The 21,663-nt window shown below is 39.3% G+C and carries 1 protein-coding gene; it reads left to right on the top strand.

Annotation, left to right across the window (positions count from 1 at the left end):
* The first annotated feature begins 448 nt into the window (after positions 1–448).
* Positions 449–21,652: an SDR family NAD(P)-dependent oxidoreductase gene (locus tag MTQ00_RS03445; protein WP_273647754.1), complete on the top strand. Its 21,204-nt coding sequence runs from the start codon at positions 449–451 to the stop codon at positions 21,650–21,652.
* Positions 21,653–21,663 lie beyond the last annotated feature (11 nt).

Consider the following 21,663-nt stretch of genomic DNA (forward strand, 5'->3'; position numbering starts at 1 on the left):
CTGCAATATCTCAATTTGTTATATTTAATTTAATTAAACAACCTTATAATTTAATATTATTTTAATGCTGTTTGTATTAATAAAAAACTTACATTAGCATATCACCAAAATGAGACATAAAGAATCAAAAAGTATGAAAAGCCTATGAATAAAGGCTTTATATGTTAAAACTAAATGAACAAAATTAAATTTCTATGAAAAATGTGTCAACACAAAAAAAAATTAAACACCTGTTCAGGGTCTTTGAGACTTTTAATCCTAACCTGAACAAATTTTCATCTACGGATCACATTCACTCTTCCAAAATATTGAATTTAATACGGCATTAATCATCTACCGCTAAATATTCTATAGAATACACTTTATGTGAGGCTATTTTAGAACAACCCAATGATTATAAGATCAGGTGGGTGGGGTAGCTTGTTTCTATTTTAAAAAACAGATCAACATGGAAGATACTTCAAAAAATAATCTTCAGCTGGATAACCAGTTGAACAGGACAGATATTGCCGTTATTGGAATGTCATGCAGGTTTCCCGGAGCGGATAATTATCATGATTTTTGGAATAACCTTATCAATGGAACCTTCAGTGTAACGGAGATTCCGGAATCGCGTTGGGATTGGCGGGAATACTATGGTGATCCCGCGTCGGACATACCAAAAACTAATAGCAAATGGGGAGGATTTATCAATGATATGGATAAATTTGATCCTTTATTCTTTAATATATCCCCTAAAGAAGCTAAATATATTGACCCCCAGCACAGAGTCTTTTTAGAGGCAGCGTGGCATGCAGTGGAAGATGCAGGATACAGCACGGAGAGCCTGTCTGGCAAAAAAGTAGGAGTGTATGTTGGGGTTTCCAAAAATGATTACGCAGAAATGCTGCAATCTACGCATCAGGAGATTAGCTCGTTCGTTTCTACTGGTACGGTACATTCTATTTTGGCGAACAGGGTTTCTTTTTTCCTTGATATCAGAGGGAAAAGTGAAGTGGTAGATACCGCTTGTTCCAGTTCTTTGGTGGCATTGCATAATGCTATCAGGGATATTCGTTCAGGAAATTGCGAATCTGCTCTGGTAGGTGGTGTGAATGCATTGATTACACCAACCATGTATTTGTCTCACGGGAAATCAGGGATGCTATCCTCAGAAGGTAAATGCAAAACCTTTGATGAAAGTTCTGACGGATACGTACGTGGAGAAGGAGTAGGATGTATTTTCATAAAACCATTGTCTGCGGCAATAGCAGATAATGATCATATTATAGGTGTGATTAAAGGAACAGCAGTGAATCATAATGGCCGTTCCAATTCATTGACTTCCCCAAGCGTACGTGCACAGGCTGAAGTAGTAAATGCTGCTTTGGAAGATGCTGCTTTGGAAGCAGGAAATGTAAGCTATATTGAAGCACACGGTACGGCAACGCCATTGGGTGATCCTATTGAGATCAGTGCTTTGAAAAAAGTCTACAGTCAGTATGGAGCGCATGAAAATATCAATTGCACTTTAGGGGCACTAAAAACCAATATCGGTCACCTGGAAAGTGCTGCGGGTATAGCTGGGCTTATCAAAGTTTTGCTATGTATGCAGAATGGAAAAATTCCGGGGATATTGCATCATAAAAAGCTGAATCCATATATCGATTTAAAAGGAAGTCCTTTTGTTATTTCTACTGAAAATACAGAATGGAAGCCTTCTGAAAGCGGAATTCAAAGTGGAGCATTGACAGCCGGGGTAAGTTCTTTTGGAATGGGGGGAGTAAATGCACATGTTATTTTACAGGCGTATGATGGAGAACAAATCAGAAATACGGAGGAAAACGTAAGGAGTTATACCATCCCATTATCTGCAAGAACAGAAAAACAGTTAAAAGCATATGCTGAAAGAATTACAGATTTTATAAGAAAAAATAGGGCAGAATTACGCATACAAGATATTGCCTTTACCCTTCAAAACGGAAGAGATACGATGGCTGCTAAAGCTGTTTTCGTAGTTTCTGACGTAGAAGATCTTATTAAGCAGTTAGAAGAATATATTTCCACAGGAAAAATTAACAAAACCGAGAAGGATGCTGAAAATCAACTGGCTGATGGTGTAAGAATTTCTTTACCGGGATATCCTTTTGAAAGAAGAAGATGCTGGATGGATGGAGCTTCTGTTTCAGTGGCCACTTCAAATTCAGCAATTGTTCGGGAAGTGGGATCACCATTGATGCAGTTTTTAAACAAAGATCAGCAACAATGGGAATATGAAGCTCTTTTACAATCAACAAATTATTTTATTCGTGATCATGTAGTGCAAGGCGAATGTATGATGCCGGGAGTTGCTTATCTGGAAATTGCAAGATCGGTAGCAGAACAGGCTTGTGGACGTCCGGTTAATGAATTGAATGATGTATGCTGGATGCATTCGGTAAAAGTATATGAAGAGAATGTCCCTTTACAGATCAAACTTACACCAATAAATACAGGATTTTCATTTGAAATCACAACTACTGACGGGGTTCACTCCAATGGAAATGTCTCACTGAAAAGCAATACAACTTCCGCAGGATCTATTGACTTGCAAAAAATAAAACAACGTTGCTCCACTGTAAAAACAGCAGAAGAAATCTATCAGGAATTTGCAAAAGAAGGTTTGGCTTACAAGGAAACTTTTCAAACCATCACAGAAGGCTTTTTTGCCTCTGATGAAGCAATATGCCTATTAAAACCTACCAAAAAAGAAAATCCGGTTTCCTCAAAAGTCTGGGAACCGTCTCTATTAGATGGGGTTTTTCAAACCGTAGTTGGATTATGTATCTGGGGTAATGTAGAAGCCCAACATCAGTTATTACCATTTTATTTAAAAGCGATCCGTTGTTATGGTAATCTGGCAGATGCTCATTATGCTTATGTCAAAAAATCAGATACATACCAGAATGGAAAAAGGTTTTCATTTGATCTGTTTTTGTGTGATGAACATGGAAATGTGATCCTTGAATTTAATGAATTTGTGAAAAGAGCTTATAAATCAGGACCTGTGACCATTGAGGAAACGGCTGTACCTGTTATTGAGAGCTTACATTATACGACCGATTGGCTAGAAAGACCATTAGGAATCCACGCAGAAAGACCTGCTGCTGTTATTATTTTTGATACGGACGCTTTATTATACGAAAAGATAAAGGCAGAATTAGGTTATACAAAACCAGTTTTGGTATTACCGGGGGATTCTTATGAGAAAAAAGATCAATACACCTATAAGCTTGATGTTGCAGATACGGCATCTTTTAAAAATCTGCTTAAAGATCTTGAAGAAGACGGAATGGTAACGGATAACTGGATCTACAGATGGGGAATGAGCCGTGGTGAACAGGTCGCCGAGAATATGCAGGATATTTATGCATTGTTGTATCTGTCGCAAGCTTTAATTACTGCTGAATATTCTGGACATATTAAGTTGCTGTTTGCCTACAATTATAATGATACAAAATCTGCTGCTATACAGCAAATGGCAGGTGGGTTTGCCAGAACCTTGGCTTATGAGAACCCAAGGATTTCAATTCTAACATTAGGCATCAGTGAGGCAGATATATCTTCTTATCAGGATATCATTGTGCAGGAAATGACGCATTATGTGATGGCTCCTCTCCTGGAAGTAATTTACCGTAACAGACTAAGACAGGAAAGAACCGTTGTTCCGGTAAAACAACTGGACAATGCATCATCAGAACTGTTGTTAAAAGAAAACGGATGTTATATCATTACTGGTGGCACCGGTGGTTTAGGAATGGTATTCGCGGCTTATTTGGCGGAACACTATAAGGCCAATATTATATTAATAGGCCGAAGCTTAAAGAATGAAGCCATTGAAGAAAAGCTTCAGCAATTAAAACAACTTGGAGGAAATGCAGCATACTACAGAGCTAATGTGGCTGATAAAAGAGCACTTTCTGTGGCTATTTCCAAAATCAAAAAGAAATTTAAAACCATTAATGGAGTCATTCATGCAGCTGGTCTGATTGAAGACTCTTTTATCATCAATAAAAAAGCGGATTCATTTGAAAGGGTGATCACTCCAAAAGTATATGGAACGATCAATCTGGATGAATGCCTTCAGAATGAAACGCTTGATTTCTTTATCGTATTCTCTTCAATCGCTTCATTGATGCCTAATCAGGGACAATGCGACTATGCTTCTGCCAATAATTTCCTTGATCATATGATGGAAATCAGAAACAGAAGAGAAATAGAAAAAGGAAATCATGGAATCAGTCTGGCTATTAACTGGCCTTTGTGGGAAAGTGGAGGAATTACGGTCTCCGATGAAGAACGAGAACATTTATGGCAGGTATTCGGAATGAAACCGATGCTTAATGAAGATGCCTTAAAAGGTTTTGTAAAATTATTAAGCATAAACAATACCTCAATATCTGGTCAGGCGGTATTGATTGAAGGAATTGCAGCTAAAATAGAATCTCACTTAAGTGTCGAGCATGTATTTGATCAAGCCCATAGTGAAAAAAGAGACTCTGAAAAAGGAGATTTCTCTTCGTTAATTAGAAATATGATTGCTGATATTTTACCTAAAACTTCAGTAATAACAGATACAGACAGCTTCAATAAACTAGGTCTTGATTCTTCAGGACTGGTAAAGCTTTCTGCAAAATTGACTGAATATGTGGGAGCAACAATCAATCCTGTTTTATTGATTGAATACAATACCATCAAAAATCTTGCTGCTAATATTGCCAACGAGGTTCCATCTTTTGATCCTGAAAAGATCAAAGAATCTCTGTCAAACAACACTAAAAAGAGCTATATATCAACTACTTCATTGGTAGATGCTGAACGATCAGACGTAAAGAACTTACTGTTTAGAAAACGATACAGCAATGAAGAATTCTTCATGCAGGATCATGTGGTGGATGGAAAATACAATGTTCCGGGAGCCTGCTACATTGAAATGGGAAGACAGGCTGCCACATTGCTTGGAAAAAGGATCTGCAGTTTATCCAATAATTACTGGCCGGAAGTATTATCATCAGCAGGGCCTGCAATCAATGCTTTTATTCAGATGGTACCAAAGGGTTCATTGTATGCTTACGAAATATTTAGTGAAGATACCAATGGTCGAAAAACAGTACATGCAATGGGTGATGTCAACATGGAAACATCCATTGAACCGGGCGAACTGGGAACTTTTGATATTCAGGCAGCTCAAGAAAAATTAAATATAAGTATAAGCAGGGAAACGGTTTATGAACAAATCATCGCTGAAGGATTACACGTAGGACCTTCTTTTATGCCGATGAAGGAACTGTGGACCAATAAAGAAGAAGCTCTAGGACACCTAATCTTGCCTTTACACGTGGCAGAAACATTGTCAGATTATATTTTACATCCGAGTATGCTTACAGGAGTATTCCAGACCGCTATTATTAATAATAAGCCTAATGGCTTGGAAAACTCCAAATACATTCCGGTGGCCATAGATGAGATTGTATTTACAGGTCAGATTCCTGCGGAGTGTTACGTACATACCATAGCTCACGAAGCTAACAAAACCAGAAGCGGCATCAGAAAATTTGATGCTCAGGTGATGGATATTGAAGGAAATATTATTGCCAAACTTAATGGGTTTTCAATCAAAGAAACAACCAATGCATCCATTACTGTAACTTCAACTCAATCAGTAGCCCCAAGAGTGAAAGCTGTTGAGAGTGGTGAACTTGCGATAGAACGTATTGAAAGTCTTTTGAAAACATTGTTACACGAAGGAGTTGGTCTGGAAGAAGAAGAAATGGATGCTGAAACATCTTTTGAAGAACTGGGAATTAACTCCAGAATGATCATCGATCTGAATAGATTGTTAGCAAAAACCTTCGGAAACTTATCCAAAACCCTATTTTTTGAATACCGCAATATCAATGAGCTGGCAGGGTATTTTCAGAAAAAACATGCGGGTGTATTAAAAGACCTATTAGGTGAACCAGAAGAAATTGATTCAACACCGGAAAGGGTAGAAGAGATTGCTTCTGTTGAGCATTCAACAGAAAAAAACACAAACAAAGACATTGCTATTGTTGGAGTGAGTGGAAAATATCCAAAATCGAATACGCTTTCTGATTTCTGGGATTTGATGAAAAAAGGAGACGACTGTATTGAAGAAATTCCGCAGGATCGTTTTGATTATAAGGGACATTTTGATGAAGATAGAGAAAATGGATTGTTATATGCCCGTTGGGGTGGTTTTATCAATGATGTTGATCAATTTGATCCATTATTTTTTAATATCTCACCAAGAGAAGCAGAGAAAATCGATCCTCAGGAAAGATTATTTTTAGAGGTAGTCTGGTCTACGTTGGAAGATGCCGGAATTACCCGTGAGAAACTCACAGAACAATCTAAGAAAGTTGGTGTTTTCGTAGGGGCATTATGGCAGCCATACGTTAACCTTGGAATAGAAGAAACAGCCAAAGGAAATCCTGTCGCTCCAAGTGGCCTTTTATACAGTATTCCTAACAGAGTTTCTTACTTCTTTAACTGGACAGGGCCAAGTATGGCCATAGACACTGCTTGTTCTGCATCATTAACGGCTTTACATTATGCCTGTGAAAGCATCAGAAGCGGAGAATCGGAAAGCTGTATTGCCGGAGGTGTGAACTTATCATTGTCATTGAGCAAATATTTATTCCTGAGTCAGAATAATTTCTTAGCCAGTGACGGACGTTGCAGAAGCTTTGGTATTGGAGATGGTTATGTACCAGGTGAAGGGATCGGTGCAGTTTTGCTTAAACCTCTGGAAAAAGCAATTGCGGATGGTGACCAGATTTATGGGGTGATCAAAGGAACTACCGTTAATCATAATGGAAGAACCAATGGATATACCGTACCAAGTCCTAATTTACAAGGGGAATTGATTCAGTCTGCTTTGCAAAAGACCGGAATTGATCCACGCACCATATCGTATGTAGAAGCTCATGGAACAGGAACATCTTTAGGAGATCCTATTGAAATGACGGGACTTTGTAAAGCTTTTGATGAATATACAGATGATAAACAATTTTGTGCCATCGGTTCTGTAAAATCAAACATCGGGCATCTGGAAGCTGCAGCGGGTATTGCAGGACTGACAAAAATTCTGTTACAGTTTAAACACCAGCAGTTAGTACCATCTATTCATTCTGCAACACTGAATCCGAATATCAGTTTTGAAGATACACCCTTCTATGTTCCTCAAAATTTAGCGCCATGGAAAAGACCTGTGATCATTAATCAGAACGGACAATCAGAAGAATTGCCATTAAGAGCGATGTTAAGTTCTTTTGGTGCGGGTGGAAGCAATGCTCATCTTATTATCGAAGAATTCAGAGCACCAGAGCAGACTTCTAAAAATGAATTAGAACAGGATCCTGCGATCATTGTCTTATCAGCGAAAAATGAAGAACGCCTTCAGGAACAGGTATTTAACTTAAAGTATAGTTTAGAAAAAGATAACACCTTATCATTGGCGGATATCGCTTATACTTTACAAACAGGAAGAGAAGCCATGGAAAACCGGGTAGCTTTTGTTGTGAAGGATATTCCATCATTAATAGGTTTACTGGATGACTTTTTAAAAGATACAGATTCTCAAAAAACATATACAACAGGAACCTGTAAAATAGGAACTAAAGGTGAAGAAAAATCTACCGAAGTTCAGAATAGGATCAATGCCGGAGATTGGGCTGGAATTGCTGATCTATGGATACAGGGATCTGTATTCGACTGGAATTTGCTTTACGCTGAAAAACAACCTCGTAAGATCAGCCTGCCTACCTATCCTTTTGCAAGGGAACGCTACTGGCTTCCTACTGCTGAAGGAAAATTGAATCCAACAGGAAAAATTGTTGACAGAACACTACATCCACTGGTACACCAGAATACATCTGACCTGGATCAACAACAGTTCAGCAGCACTTTTAGTGGTGAAGAATCATTCTTAGCGGATCATCAGGTACGCCATAATAAAATCTTACCAGGAGTTGCTTATCTGGAGCTGGCAAGGGCTGCGGGTAAATTCAGTACCCATAAGCAAGTTACCCAACTTAAAGAAGTAAGCTGGATCAATCCTTTCTGGGTTCATCAATCAGAAACACTTCACATAGGATTACACCGCGATCAGGAAGATGTGGTTTATGAAATATACAGTGGCCATGAAGACACCCTGATTACTCATAATAGTGGAAGACTTTCCAATGTTTTAACGGCAGCTCCTGCAAAAATGAATATTCAGCAGCTTAAAAAAGACTGTGTCAATGAAATCACAGGATCAGAATTGTATAACGCCTTTGATTTAGAAGGATTAAACCTGAAGAGTAGTTTTCAGCAGGTAGAGATCTTATATGTGGCAGAAGAATATGCTTTGTCAAAAATAAAATTGGTGAATAACGAAGGTTGCGTATATCCACCTTGTATTATGGATAGCCTTCTTCATGCCATTTATGGTTTAATGGATTCTTATTCATTGGTACTGCCTTTTTATGCAGGAGAAATTAATTTCTATAAAGGACTTGAAGAAGCCCAGGAGCTTTGGGGTTATGCGGTGAGAAAAAAAGAAGGAGATAACGACAAGGTTGTAACTGCCGATTTTTATTTATTAAATGAAAACGGAGAAGCATTATTATCCTTTAAAGACTTTATCTTCCTGCCTTTGGGAAGCAAGGATTCCGATCATTCAGGAATAAAGACTTCTTCGAATGAAAAAGGAAAAGTAGTGTATTATCAACAGGAATGGAAAGAAGAAGCCTTAAGCTCAGAACAACTTGAAACCGCCAATCAGATAATTCTTATTGCTGGTGGTGCCATAGATTTGTGCGATAAGCTTCAGGAAGAACTGGGACTGGAAGTTATATCCATCAACCAGGAAAAGCCAGTGGCTTTCTTCAATTTCGTATTATCTAAAATAAAAGAAAAAATAAAGGAGAAAGGGCGTACTCAAATTACGATCGTTTGTCAGAACAGTGATTACCCTGAGTATGGTTTTGTATCCGGATTGCTTAAAACAGCACATCTTGAGTATCCTGGAATTACAGGTAAAGTACTTGCCGTGGATCATTTATCCGTTAAGAATTTGGGAGAACTTACTTCAATGATTGAAGCGGAGCAGCATAATAAAGATGTTGAAGTAGCCTATACTAATGGTGTAAGAACCGTGAAAAGATCAGTGTCTGTAACTTTTGATTCACAAAATACGGAAGGTATAACCTTTAAAAAAGGAGGAGTTTACCTTTTAACGGGGGGTGCAGGAGGCTTAGGTTTGAAGATCGCAGAGCATATTTGCAGTAAAAATAATATTACACTGGTACTAACAGGCAGAAGTGTATGGTCTGAAACCATTAAGACTTTAGTGTCTAAAATACCTGGAGCTGTTTATCATCATTGTGATCTGAGCAACTTTGAAGAAACCCAGAAACTGGTACATCTTATTAATCAGGAATATGGTCCTTTAAATGGCGTGATTCACAGTGCAGGTGTCCTTAGAGATAGTTATATCATCAATAAAACATCTTTACAGGTGGATGAGGTTTTTGCAGCTAAAGTAGAGGGGACAAAAAACATTGATGAAGCGACCAAAGATCAGCCATTAGATTTTATGGTATTCTTCTCTTCCATAACAAGCATTAAAGGAAATGCCGGACAGGCGGATTATGCTGCTGCTAATGCTTATTTGAATACGTATGCGACTTACCGAAATACAGAAAGGAATAGTAAAAAAGCAAACGGTAAAACTTTAAGCATCTGCTGGACTTTATGGAAAGATGGCGGAATGCAGGTGAATGAAGAAGACATAAAGCATTTGGAAACACACCTGGGATCACTTTCACTTCCATCCGCAGATGGTATAAGGGCTTTTGATACTTTACTAAAAAATGGGAAAGGAGAAATTCTGGTTACCTATGAAAACACTCATGAAGATGTACAGATTTCTAAAATTAAGGTAGAAGATGCTCCAATAGCCCAAGTAGCTATTGGTCAATCTGAAATTTCAGAAAAAGTTTCAGGTAAAATTATCGAAACAGTAGCAGTGTTGTTAAAATTAAACTCTGCGGCTATTAAAAGAGACAAAGCATTTGGTGATTACGGTTTTGAGTCTGTTTCATTAACCAGATTTGCCCGCCAGTTAAATGCATTTTATGAGCTTAAATTATTACCCACTGTTTTTTATAATTATCCGACGATCAATGATCTGAAAGATTTTTTAATGGAAGAACATTATGCGTCAGTAACTCAAAAACACAGCTCATCTGTAGTTGTAAAATCAGAAGAGGTTCAACCTGCCACGATCATACACAAACGAGTTGCTTTCAATAATGAGGGACGTACCGCATTACCAAAAACAGCTGTGAATGTCATCAGTAACAATACTGATACAATACAAAAAGCAGTTGCTATTATTGGGATCAGTGGACGTTTCCCTGGGTCAGATGATTTAGATGCTTTCTGGAAAAATATCAGTCACAATAAAGATCTGATCACTGAAATTACCCCAGACCGATGGGATTGGAAAGCGTATTACGGAGATCCGTTAAAAGAAAAAAATAAGACCAAAGCTAAATGGGGCGGACTGATCTCCGACATTGATAAATTTGATCCTTTATTCTTTAACATCTCTCCGCGTGAAGCAGAACTGATGGATCCACAACAAAGAATCACTCTGGAGGCCGTATATCATGCTCTTGAAGATGCAGCAATTGCACCGGATAAGATCAAAGGAAGTGACACCAGTATTTTTATTGGAGTTTCCACATCCGACTATTCTATGTTAGTGAATAATCAGTCTGATTTAACCGGACAGGGACATTATGCAACCGGATCAGTACATTCTATCCTGGTCAACAGAATATCTTATTTATTAGATATTCGTGGGGCAAGCGAGCCTGTGGATACCGCTTGTTCTAGTTCACTGATTGCCATTCACCGTGCCGTAGCACACATCAGAAACGGAGATAGCAAAATGGCAATTGCCGGAGGGGTAAATGCACTTCTTTCTCCGGAATTGACTCTTTCATTCAGTGAATCTGGAATGCTAAGCGTAGATGGACGTTGTAAAACATTTGACGAAAGTGCTAATGGTTATGTACGTGGTGAAGGAGTAGGAGTGGTGATCTTAAAATCATTGGAACAGGCAGAAGCAGACGGAGATCATATTTACGGAATTATCCGTGGAAGCGCAGAAAACCATGGTGGAAAAGCCAATACATTAACTTCTCCAAACCCGAATGCTCAAAAAGAACTGTTGGTTAAAGCGTATAGCAGAGCAGGAGTTCATCCGGCAGATGTAAGCTATATAGAGGCTCATGGAACAGGAACTTCGCTGGGAGATCCCATTGAAATAGAAGGATTGAAATTGGCTTTTAATACTTTATATAAACAGAGAAATCAAACTTCGGCAGAAGCTGCCTATTGCAGTATTGGAAGTGTCAAAACAAATATTGGCCACCTGGAAGCTGCTGCAGGAATTGCAGGGGTAATGAAGGTCATCCTGGCGATGAAACATAAAACACTGCCTGGAAATCCTCATTTGATTCAGACCAACCCATATTTAAATCTGGATGGAAGTCCGTTCAGGTTGCAACAAAATACAACCGACTGGAATGTTGCTGACAACAAACCAAGAATCGCTGGAATCAGCAGTTTTGGTTTTGGTGGAGCCAATGCCCATTTAATTATAGAAGAATATATTCCTGCTACCAGAAAAGAAATTGTGGAAGGACAGCCTGCTGTTATTCTACTGTCTGCAAAAAATGCAGACCGGTTAAAAGCTAAAGCATTGCAGTTGAAAATGTTCTTGCAAGCTCATCCGGATACTGATTTACACGAACTGGCTTATACGTTACAATCAGGACGTGAAGCGATGGAAGAGCGTCTTGCATGGATTGCAGAAAGCCAGGAAGATCTATTGACTCAGTTGGAGAACTACACCAATGGCAATAGCTTTGGATTCTATCAAGGAAATATCAATCAGGAGCAAATCGGCTTCCTTCTCGAGGGAACTGCAGGAAAAGCCTATGTGGAAACAGCTTTTAAAAATAATGAGATCAAAAGCCTTGCTCAGCTGTGGGTAAAAGGAATTGATGTTGATTGGAAACTATTATACACAGATATGTTACCAAAACGCATCAGTCTCCCTGTTTATCCATTTGCAAGACAACGGTACTGGATCCCTGATTCTCCTAAAAGAATAGTGCATGCACCAATCACAGAAAATCATCTGCATCCCTTGTTACATACCGATGAATCTAATGGTAAGCAAAAACAATACGCGGCAGTATATGATGGAACTGAATCTTTCCTTTATGATCACATCGTAAATGATGAGAAAATACTTCCGGGAGTAGCCTATCTGGAAATAGCGAGAGCAGCAGGGGCTTTGAGCTCCCAAAAGCAAGTGGTAAAATTAAAAAATGTGAGTTGGCTGAACCCGCTAAAACTTGAAAATGGAATGGTCTCTATTGCCGTTACATTGGATCCAGAACCAACAGGTCTTAATTACAAAATTTATAATCAGAAAAATAGCCAGCTTCTTTATGGAAACGGTTTGATCATTACCGGTGAGGGAGAACCTCTCGGAAGATATGATCTGGAAATGATGAAAGCGGCCTGCTCAAAGGTTATTCCTGGAGCAGAAGTTTATCACAATTTCAAAGAAAACGGATTGAACCTTGGAAAGAGCTTCAGAGGAGTTGCCCAAATTAACGTAGGGGAGAATATCGCTTTATCAGAGATCCGTCTTGAAGAACTGGAAGGTTGCATGTATACACCGGGTATTATGGACAGTCTCTTGCATACTATTTACGGATTGGTTATTTCAGGAGGAGAAGCCTATTCATTGGAGTTACCCTATTTTGTAAAAGAAGTATATTTTTATGAGCCTATAACAGATGCTTCAGTATTGTGGGGCTATGCCAGAAAAAGTGAAAATTACAAAGACGGCGATCAGGTCGTTGCATACGATCTGGATCTCCTGAATAATGAAGGAGATGTATTGTTAAGCTTCAAAGATTTTGTGGCACTTCCCTTGGATGGTCTTGAAACTACGGTACAGGAAGATACTCCTGACGAAACTGTTGAAAAATCGGTTGACGAACAAATAACAGCACCAGTTGAAGCAAGTTTGCTAAAGAAAAAAGCGACCGATAAGATCATCAGTATTGTTGCTGAATTAGTAAGAATGGAGCCTGCCGAAATTGAAAATGATAAAAAATTCGGAGATTATGGGTTTGATTCCATTTTATTAACCCGTTTCAACAATGAGCTCAACGGTTATTATGATCTGGATCTGATGCCAACGGTCTTTTATAATTATGCAACCATCAATAAACTGGCTGCATTTATGACAGAAGAATATACGGAGGCACTCACTGCATTGCACGGAGAATCTCCTGCTGCTCCAATAGCTAATCCGGTTGAAAAAATCACAATAAAAAAGAGCGCTTTTTCAACAACCTTTGCAACACCTGTAAAGCAATCAGTAAAACAGTTCACTCCTTACAAACCAAAACCACAATCCGTCAATGAACCTATTGCTATTATTGGGATGAGTGGACGCTTTCCGGGATCACCGGATCTGGATACTTTCTGGAAAAATATCAGCGAAAATAAAGACCTGATCACAGAAGTTCCCGCAGACCGATGGGATTGGAAAAAATATGACGGAGATCCTTTAACGGAAAAGAATAAAACCCGATCCAAGTGGGGAGGTTTCCTTACCGATATCGATAAGTTTGATCCTGCATTTTTCAGTATTTCTCCCATGGAGGCTGAGCTAATGGATCCTCAACAACGTATTCTCATGGAGTCCGTATACCAGGCGCTGGAAGACGGTGGAATTGCAACAGAAAGCATTAAGGGGACCAATACCGGAATATTTATAGGAGTTTCTGCCTCTGACTATTTGATACGCCTTCGCCATGAAACCGATTTAGCGGGACAAATGCATACCACTACAGGCTCCGTACATTCCATGATGGTGAACAGGATTTCCTATTTACTGGATATCAATGGACCAAGTGAACCGGTAGATACGGCCTGTTCAAGTTCATTAATTGCCATCCACAGGGCGGTTGAAAATATCAGAAACGGTATGTGTAATATGGCCATTGCAGGAGGAGTGAATGCACTACTTTCTCCAGAGTTGACTCTTTCTTTCAGCCAATCAGGAATGTTGAGCAAAGACGGAAGATGTAAAACGTTTGACCAGAGTGCCAATGGATACGTAAGAGGAGAAGGAGTAGGAATTATTGTCCTTAAATCATTGAAACAGGCCATTGCAGATGGTGATCCTATTCATGCGTTGATCAGAAGTACCGCAGAAAACCATGGGGGAAGAGCGAACACCTTAACTTCACCTAATCCGATTGCACAAAGAGATCTTTTGCTTCATGCCTATCGCAGTGCCGGAATTGATCCGCGTGATGTGAGTTATATTGAAGCTCACGGAACCGGAACACCTCTTGGAGATCCGATAGAAGCAGAAGGACTGAAGCTTGCATTTAAAGATTTATATAAAGATAAAGGACTTCAACAGCCTACAGAACCGCATTGCAGTATCGGAAGTGTAAAAACCAATATCGGACACCTGGAATCTGCAGCAGGTATTGCAAGTACTATTAAAGTACTACTGTGTATGAAACACAATACATTGCCAGGAAATCCACACTTAAAAAATCCTAATGAATACCTGAAATTAAACGGAAGTATCTTCCAGTTGCGAACAGAGACAGGTCCCTGGATCAGATCCGATAACCGTCCTAAAATTGCGGGAATCAGCAGTTTCGGATTCGGAGGCGCCAATTCACATATTATCATTGAAGAATACCGACCTGATCAGACAACTCCTTATCAGGAAGACGGCCAGTCCATTATTATACTTTCTGCAAAAACTAAAGACAATCTGAAACAGCAGGTGAGTAACCTTTTAGATTTTGTTCAAAAAAATCCTGAAGCGAATCTTTTTGATATCGCCTATACCCTGCAAACGGGCAGGGATGAGATGGAAGAAAGACTGGCCTTGGTCGTAACCAATAAAATCGAATTGATGAGCAGACTGACAGATTATCTTTCAGGAAATTCAGAACATGGATTTACGGGAAATATAAAACAGGATAAAACGGGTTCCGGAAATGCCTATATCAGTATTGCCATTGACAATAAAGACCTCAATTCATTGGCAGGCTTATGGGTTAAAGGAGCATCTGTAGATTGGAACCTGCTATATATCAACGGACGTCCTTCGAAAATCAATTTACCTGTTTATCCGTTTACCAAAAACAGATACTGGATCCCTGTCAGTTCATTCCTGCTAAAAACAATGGCAAATACCAGAATTCATCCATTACTGCATATGAATGAATCGGATTTAAATGAACAAAAGTATACCAGTATTTTTACAGGTGAGGAAGTTTTCCTGAGCGATCATAAAGTAAGAAACGAAAAGATATTGCCGGGAGTTGCTTATCTCGAACTGGCAAGAATTGCCGGAACATTGAGTACAGGCCAAAAGGTAACACAACTTAGAAATATCAGTTGGGTCAATCCGATTTCCATCGTGGATGACTATGCAAAGATTTCAACCGCGATTTATAGGGATGGTGATCAGCTTTGTTATGAGGTCTATAACGATAAAGAAGTGGTACATGGTAATGGTCAGATATCCACCGATAAGCTTATCCAGCCGGAAAAAATGGACATCAATGCTTTGAAGGCTAAAGCCGATAAGGTATTGGATGGGAAAGGAATGTACAATGAATTTTTGGCTGCAGGACTTGATCTCGGTGCTGCCTACCAGGGAGTTCAAAAGATGTATGCAGATGACCATGGTTGTTTAGCTAAAATTAATCTGACAAGCCTTGAAGGCTTTATGTATACTCCTGGAATCCTTGACAGTATGCTCCATACCATTTATGGTTTCCAGCAACTCGCTGACGAAACGTATTCATTGGCACTTCCTTATTTTATGGGAGAGATGAGCTGCTACCAGACATTAGAAGGACAATCATTGTGGGCATATGCACGAAAAAATGAGCAAACCAAATCAGAAGATAAGCTGGCAGCATACGATATTGATCTGATCAATGATCATGGTGTCGTTTTAGTAAGTTTCAGAAACTTTGTAGCCCTTCCGTTAGATGGTTTTAAACCCACAAAGTCTGTTAAAAAAGATATTGATACATTTATCTATCAGCCGGTTTGGGAAGAAATGGTTGCAAAAGACTCCTCCAAAGTACGTGAAACTGAGAAACAGTTCATTTGGCTTGCAGGAGGTACAGATTCATTGGCAGAAACATTAAAAGAAAGATTGGGAATCCCGGTACAGACCATTGCAATCGATCAGCCAATCGAATATTTTACTACAATACTTGAACAGCTTAAAAGTTACTTGAAGAAAAATACTTCAATGCATATCACAGTGGTTTACCCAAATCATCAGTATCCACAGGCAGGGTTTATTACCGGTTTGTTAAAAACGGCAGTTCAGGAAAATCCTGGAGTTACCGGACAGACCATCGGTGTAGACAGCTTCGATCCTGATTTTCTGGCAGAATTACTGAAAAATGAAGTAAGTAAAAATGCTGAAATCCGTTATGATCAGGGTATTTTCAAAACAAAACAGTTCAGACCGGTAGTAAAAGATATTCTAGCGGTAGATCAAATGGCGATCCGTGAAAATGGAGTATACCTCATTACAGGTGGTGCCGGTGGTCTCGGACAGATTTTCGCGAAGCATATAAGCAAAACTAAAAATGTGAAAATTATCCTGACAGGTAGAAGAACGGCAGATCAGGAAATAGAAAAACTACTGTCTGAAATTCCGGGAACAGTATATTATTCATGCGATATTACAGATTATCAGGACACAGAGCGATTGCTTACAACCATCAAAGAAACCTATCAGGGATTGAATGGAATTATCCATAGTGCCGGAACGTTGAAAGATAGTTTTATTCTGAATAAAACCCAGGAACACTTGGAACAGGTGCTTCATCCTAAAATTACAGGAACGAAGGTATTAGATGAAGTAACAAAAGACGAACCTCTTGATTTTATGATGTTCTTTTCATCCGTTGCAGCGGTGACAGGGAATGCAGGACAATCAGATTATGCGTCGGCCAACACCTATCTGGATCATTATGTGGAATACCGAAATGAAGCGGCTGCCAAAGGACAGAGATCAGGAAAAACAATCAGTCTGAACTGGCCATTATGGAAGTCCGGTGGAATGCAGGTAAGTGCAGCAGGAGAAAAATACCTTGAAAGTCAGTTTGGTATGATTCCAATGGCAACACAAACAGGTCTTGAGATGTTCGATCTTATTCTGAAAGCTCAATCAGGACAATATGCGGTGTATTTTGGTAAAGAAGAAGGAATTTCCAAAACGACAGGTAATGCAGTTGCAAATACCACTCAAAAAAATGTTTCAGTACCTAAAAGTACAAATGAAAACGTAGGTGGTTCAAAAACGGCGAAAGATAAGATCGTTAGAGAAGTGAGTGAAATTGTAGCAAAACTGCTTAAAATGGAGGTTTCGACGGTTGACCAGGAAACAGAATTTGGTGAATATGGTTTTGATTCCCTTTTAATGACCCAGTTTACCAGTTCATTGAATAATTTCTATGATCTTAAATTAATGCCTACGGTATTTTATAACTATCCGGCTATTGGAGTATTTTCAGAATTCCTGATCAAAGAATATCCAAACCTTGCAATAGAAAGTAAAAATGATTCAAGGGCTGTTACTCCAGCTCAGGATTCAACTCGATTTGATCAATTTTCCGGGCGTAAAAACAGAAAACATTCTTCACAATACAACAGCTCACCGGTAAAGGCAGCTCAAAAGCCAGCTGAAGAGGGAATTGCTATTATAGGGATCAGCGGACGTTTTCCGGGATCACCTGACATCAATACTTTCTGGGAGAGAATTAAAAATAATGAAGACCTGATCACAGAAATCCCTGAAGATCGATGGAGCTGGCAGGAATATTACGGAGATCCTCAAAAAGAAAGCCGCAAAACCAAAGCAAAATGGGGTGGATTTATCAGCGATATCGACAAATTTGATCCTTTATTTTTCAATATTTCGCCTAAAGAAGCTGCTTTAATGGATCCTCAGCAAAGAATTACCCTTGAAGCTGTATACCACGCTTTGGAAGATGCAGGAATAGCCACTTCCGCATTAAGAGGAACCAATACCGGAACCTTTATCGGAGTATCTGCGGTAGATTATTCCATGTTATTGAATAACGGAACCGATCTTACAAGTCTGGCACAGTTTTCCACAGGTGCCGCTCATTCGATATTGGTAAACAGAATTTCTTATCTATTGGATATTCATGGACCAAGTGAGCCGGTGGATACTGCGTGTTCAAGTGCATTAATTGCCATTCATCGAGGCGTAGAACACATCAGAAACGGACATTGCGATATGGCCATTGCAGGTGGAGTCAACGCCATACTGTCTCCGGAACTGACGCTTTCCTTCAGCAGTGCAGGGATGTTGAGCGAAGATGGAAGATGTAAAACTTTTGATCAGCGTGCCAATGGTTATGTCCGTGGAGAAGGAGTGGGAATTGTGATCCTCAAGTCTTTAAGCAAGGCTGTAGCTGATGGTGATCATATCTACGGAGTGATCCGTGGAACGGCTGAAAACCATGGTGGAAGAGCTAATACGTTAACCTCTCCGAATCCCAATGCACAAAGAGATCTATTGGTAAAAGCATACCGAAATTCAGATATAGATCCACGTGATATCAGCTACATAGAAGCACATGGGACAGGAACAGCGCTGGGTGATCCTATAGAAATTGAAGGGCTTAAGCTTACATTCAATACATTATATGAGGATAAAGGACTACAGCAAACACAAAAAGCCTATTGCAGCATTGGTAGTGTAAAAACAAATGCCGGACATCTTGAGTCTGCAGCCGGAATGGCCGGATTAGCAAAAGTATTGATGGCCATGAAGCATAAAGTTTTACCTGGTAATCCGCACTTGCAAAATCCAAATGCCTATTTACAAATGGAAAATACCCCATTCCGTTTACAGAAAGAAACTACAGAATGGACCAGCGAAGGAAATAAGCCACGAATTGCCGGGATCAGCAGTTTCGGATTTGGAGGAGCCAATGCACACATCATTATTGAAGAATATCAGTCATCAAAATTGACTCATAAAATAGATGGCAGTGCTATTATTCCATTATCGGCAAAGACAAAGGGGCAACTTCAACAACAGATTATCAATCTTAAGAACTATCTGGAGCTGAATCCTCAGCTTGATATACATAATGTCGCTTATACTTTGCAAAATGGGCGTGAAAAGATGAAGGAAAAAGCGGTATTTATAGCAGCTAATACCAAAGATCTTATCAACCTTCTTTCTGAAAAAAGAGATCTGAATGTTCCTGTTTGCAAACCGGAAGAAAATAATAGAGCTTTAATTTCAACGGCAGAAAACTGGTTAAGCGGAGTATTAAAAGATTGGTCTGCTTGTTATCTGGGTCAGAAACCAGCTAAAATAAGTTTACCAGTGTATCCGTTTGCACGTAATCGTTATTGGATTCCGGAAGGAAAAAAGACATTAGCCGTTTCTGCAAAAGAGCCAGATCAGGAACTATTTGAATATTCTTCAGAAAACATAACAATAGAAGAAAGAGCTGAACCTGCTGATGTAAAGACTAAAACAGCTCAGGATAACAGTTGGCTGATGGAAAAATTAATTCAGATCGCAGCAGCAACGATTGTGTTGCCTGAAGAAGATTTTGATACGACCACTCAGTTTAAAGACTATGGTTTTGATTCCATTATGGGTGTTGAATTGGTAAACAATATCAATTCCGAGCTGAATATCACCATCAAGGCAACTGATTTATACAGTTATCCTAACATTAATTTAATGACGGATTATGTGTTAAAGAATTTCTCTGAAGAATTGCAGGCTCCTGTTGAGGTTCATCACTATGCTGTTGCAGATAAAACCATATTAACCGAAAAGAAAAGTCAGGCTGCTGAAAATAAAGTTTCAAAGCATTCTTATTCCACCGCTGAAATTGCGATTATAGGAATCAGTGGACAATTCGGAACGGCCAATGATCTGAATGAATACTGGAAAGTATTGGCTGAAGGGCAGTGTCTTGTCAAAGAGATAAAGGATGAGAAATGGAGGAGAGATGATAACAATGTGGAAGGACAGAAAAGATGGGCAAGCTGTTTGGAAAATCCGGACTATTTTGATCCTTTATTCTTTAAACTTTCAGGGTCTGAAGCAGAAATGATGGATCCTATGCAGCGGTTATTCCTTGAACATAGCTGGAAAGCTATTGAAGATGCAGGAATTGACCCAGACTCTCTTTCATCTCTGAAATGCGGTGTATATGCAGGAGCAGGACACAGTGATTATATTGCTGGAACTGAAGGAACATTACCTTCGGCGCTTTGGGGAAATTCAAGTGCGATATTGGCCTCAAGAATTTCTTATTTCCTTAATTTAAAAGGACCTGCAATAGCCGTCAATACAGCTTGTTCAAGCTCTTTGGTTGCAATGGATCTTGGATTTAACAGTCTTCAAAGAGGCGATACAGATCTTGTTTTGGCGGGTGGTATCAATATTATCAATTCTGCCCATTCACATGATATGGCGGTAAGAGCGGGTATGCTGTCTGCAGATGGACGATGCTACACCTTTGATAGTAGAGCTAATGGCTTTGTGATGGGAGAAGGTGTTGGTGTTGTTGTTTTGAAAAGGCTGGCAGATGCAGAACGGGATAACGACCGTATTTATGGAGTGATCAAAGGAAGTCTGACCAACCAGGACGGAACAACCAATGGTATTACCGCTCCAAGTGTAGTATCTCAGGAAGAACTGGAGAAAGAAGTATATGACAGGTTTAATATCAATCCTGAAACCATCACCTACGTGGAAGCTCACGGAACAGGTACGGGATTAGGAGATCCTATAGAATTTGAAGCTTTAAATGCATCATTCAGAGCGTACACCAATCAACAGAATTTCTGCAGTCTGGGAAGTGTGAAAACAAATATAGGTCATGCTTTAGAAGCTGCCGGAGTGGCTAGTGTTTTAAAAGTACTTCTGGCAATGAAACATAAACAATTGCCGCCTAGCATTAATTATGAGAAGCCTAATGCGTTAATCAATTTTAAAGAGAGTCCATTTAAAATACAGGATACACTAACCGATTGGAATACACCGGCTAATACAAAAAGAAGAGCGGCCATCAGCAGCTTTGGTTTTAGTGGAACCAATGCGCACATGGTTATTGAAGAATACATCCCTCAGGAAAAGAAAGAGATTAAGCATAGCGGAGATGTATTGATTGTATTGTCAGCTAAAAGCAGAGAACAATTGATTGTACAGGCTGAACAGCTTGTTAAACATATTAAAAATGAACCGTTGATCAGCTTATATGATATTGCTTACACCTTGCAGGTCGGAAGATCAGCAATGGAAGAAAGATTGGCTATTCCAGCAAAAACAATTGAGGATCTGGTTGATCGACTTACTGATTTTACAATCGGAAAAGAAGGGCATTATTTTACTGGAAATATCAGACATTATAAAAAGAAGTCAGCCGATCTTCCGAAGCATCTGCGATTCAAAATGCTTTAGCCAATAAATTC

This window comes from Chryseobacterium sp. B21-037, from assembly GCF_028570785.1.
In the GTDB taxonomy this organism is placed as follows: Bacteria; Bacteroidota; Bacteroidia; order Flavobacteriales; family Weeksellaceae; genus Chryseobacterium; species Chryseobacterium proteolyticum.

Excerpts from the sequence above, each read along its gene's own strand:
- MTQ00_RS03445 (WP_273647754.1), top strand. The coding sequence starts at position 449 with ATGGAAGATACTTCAAAAAATAATCTTCAGCTGGATAACCAGTTGAAC.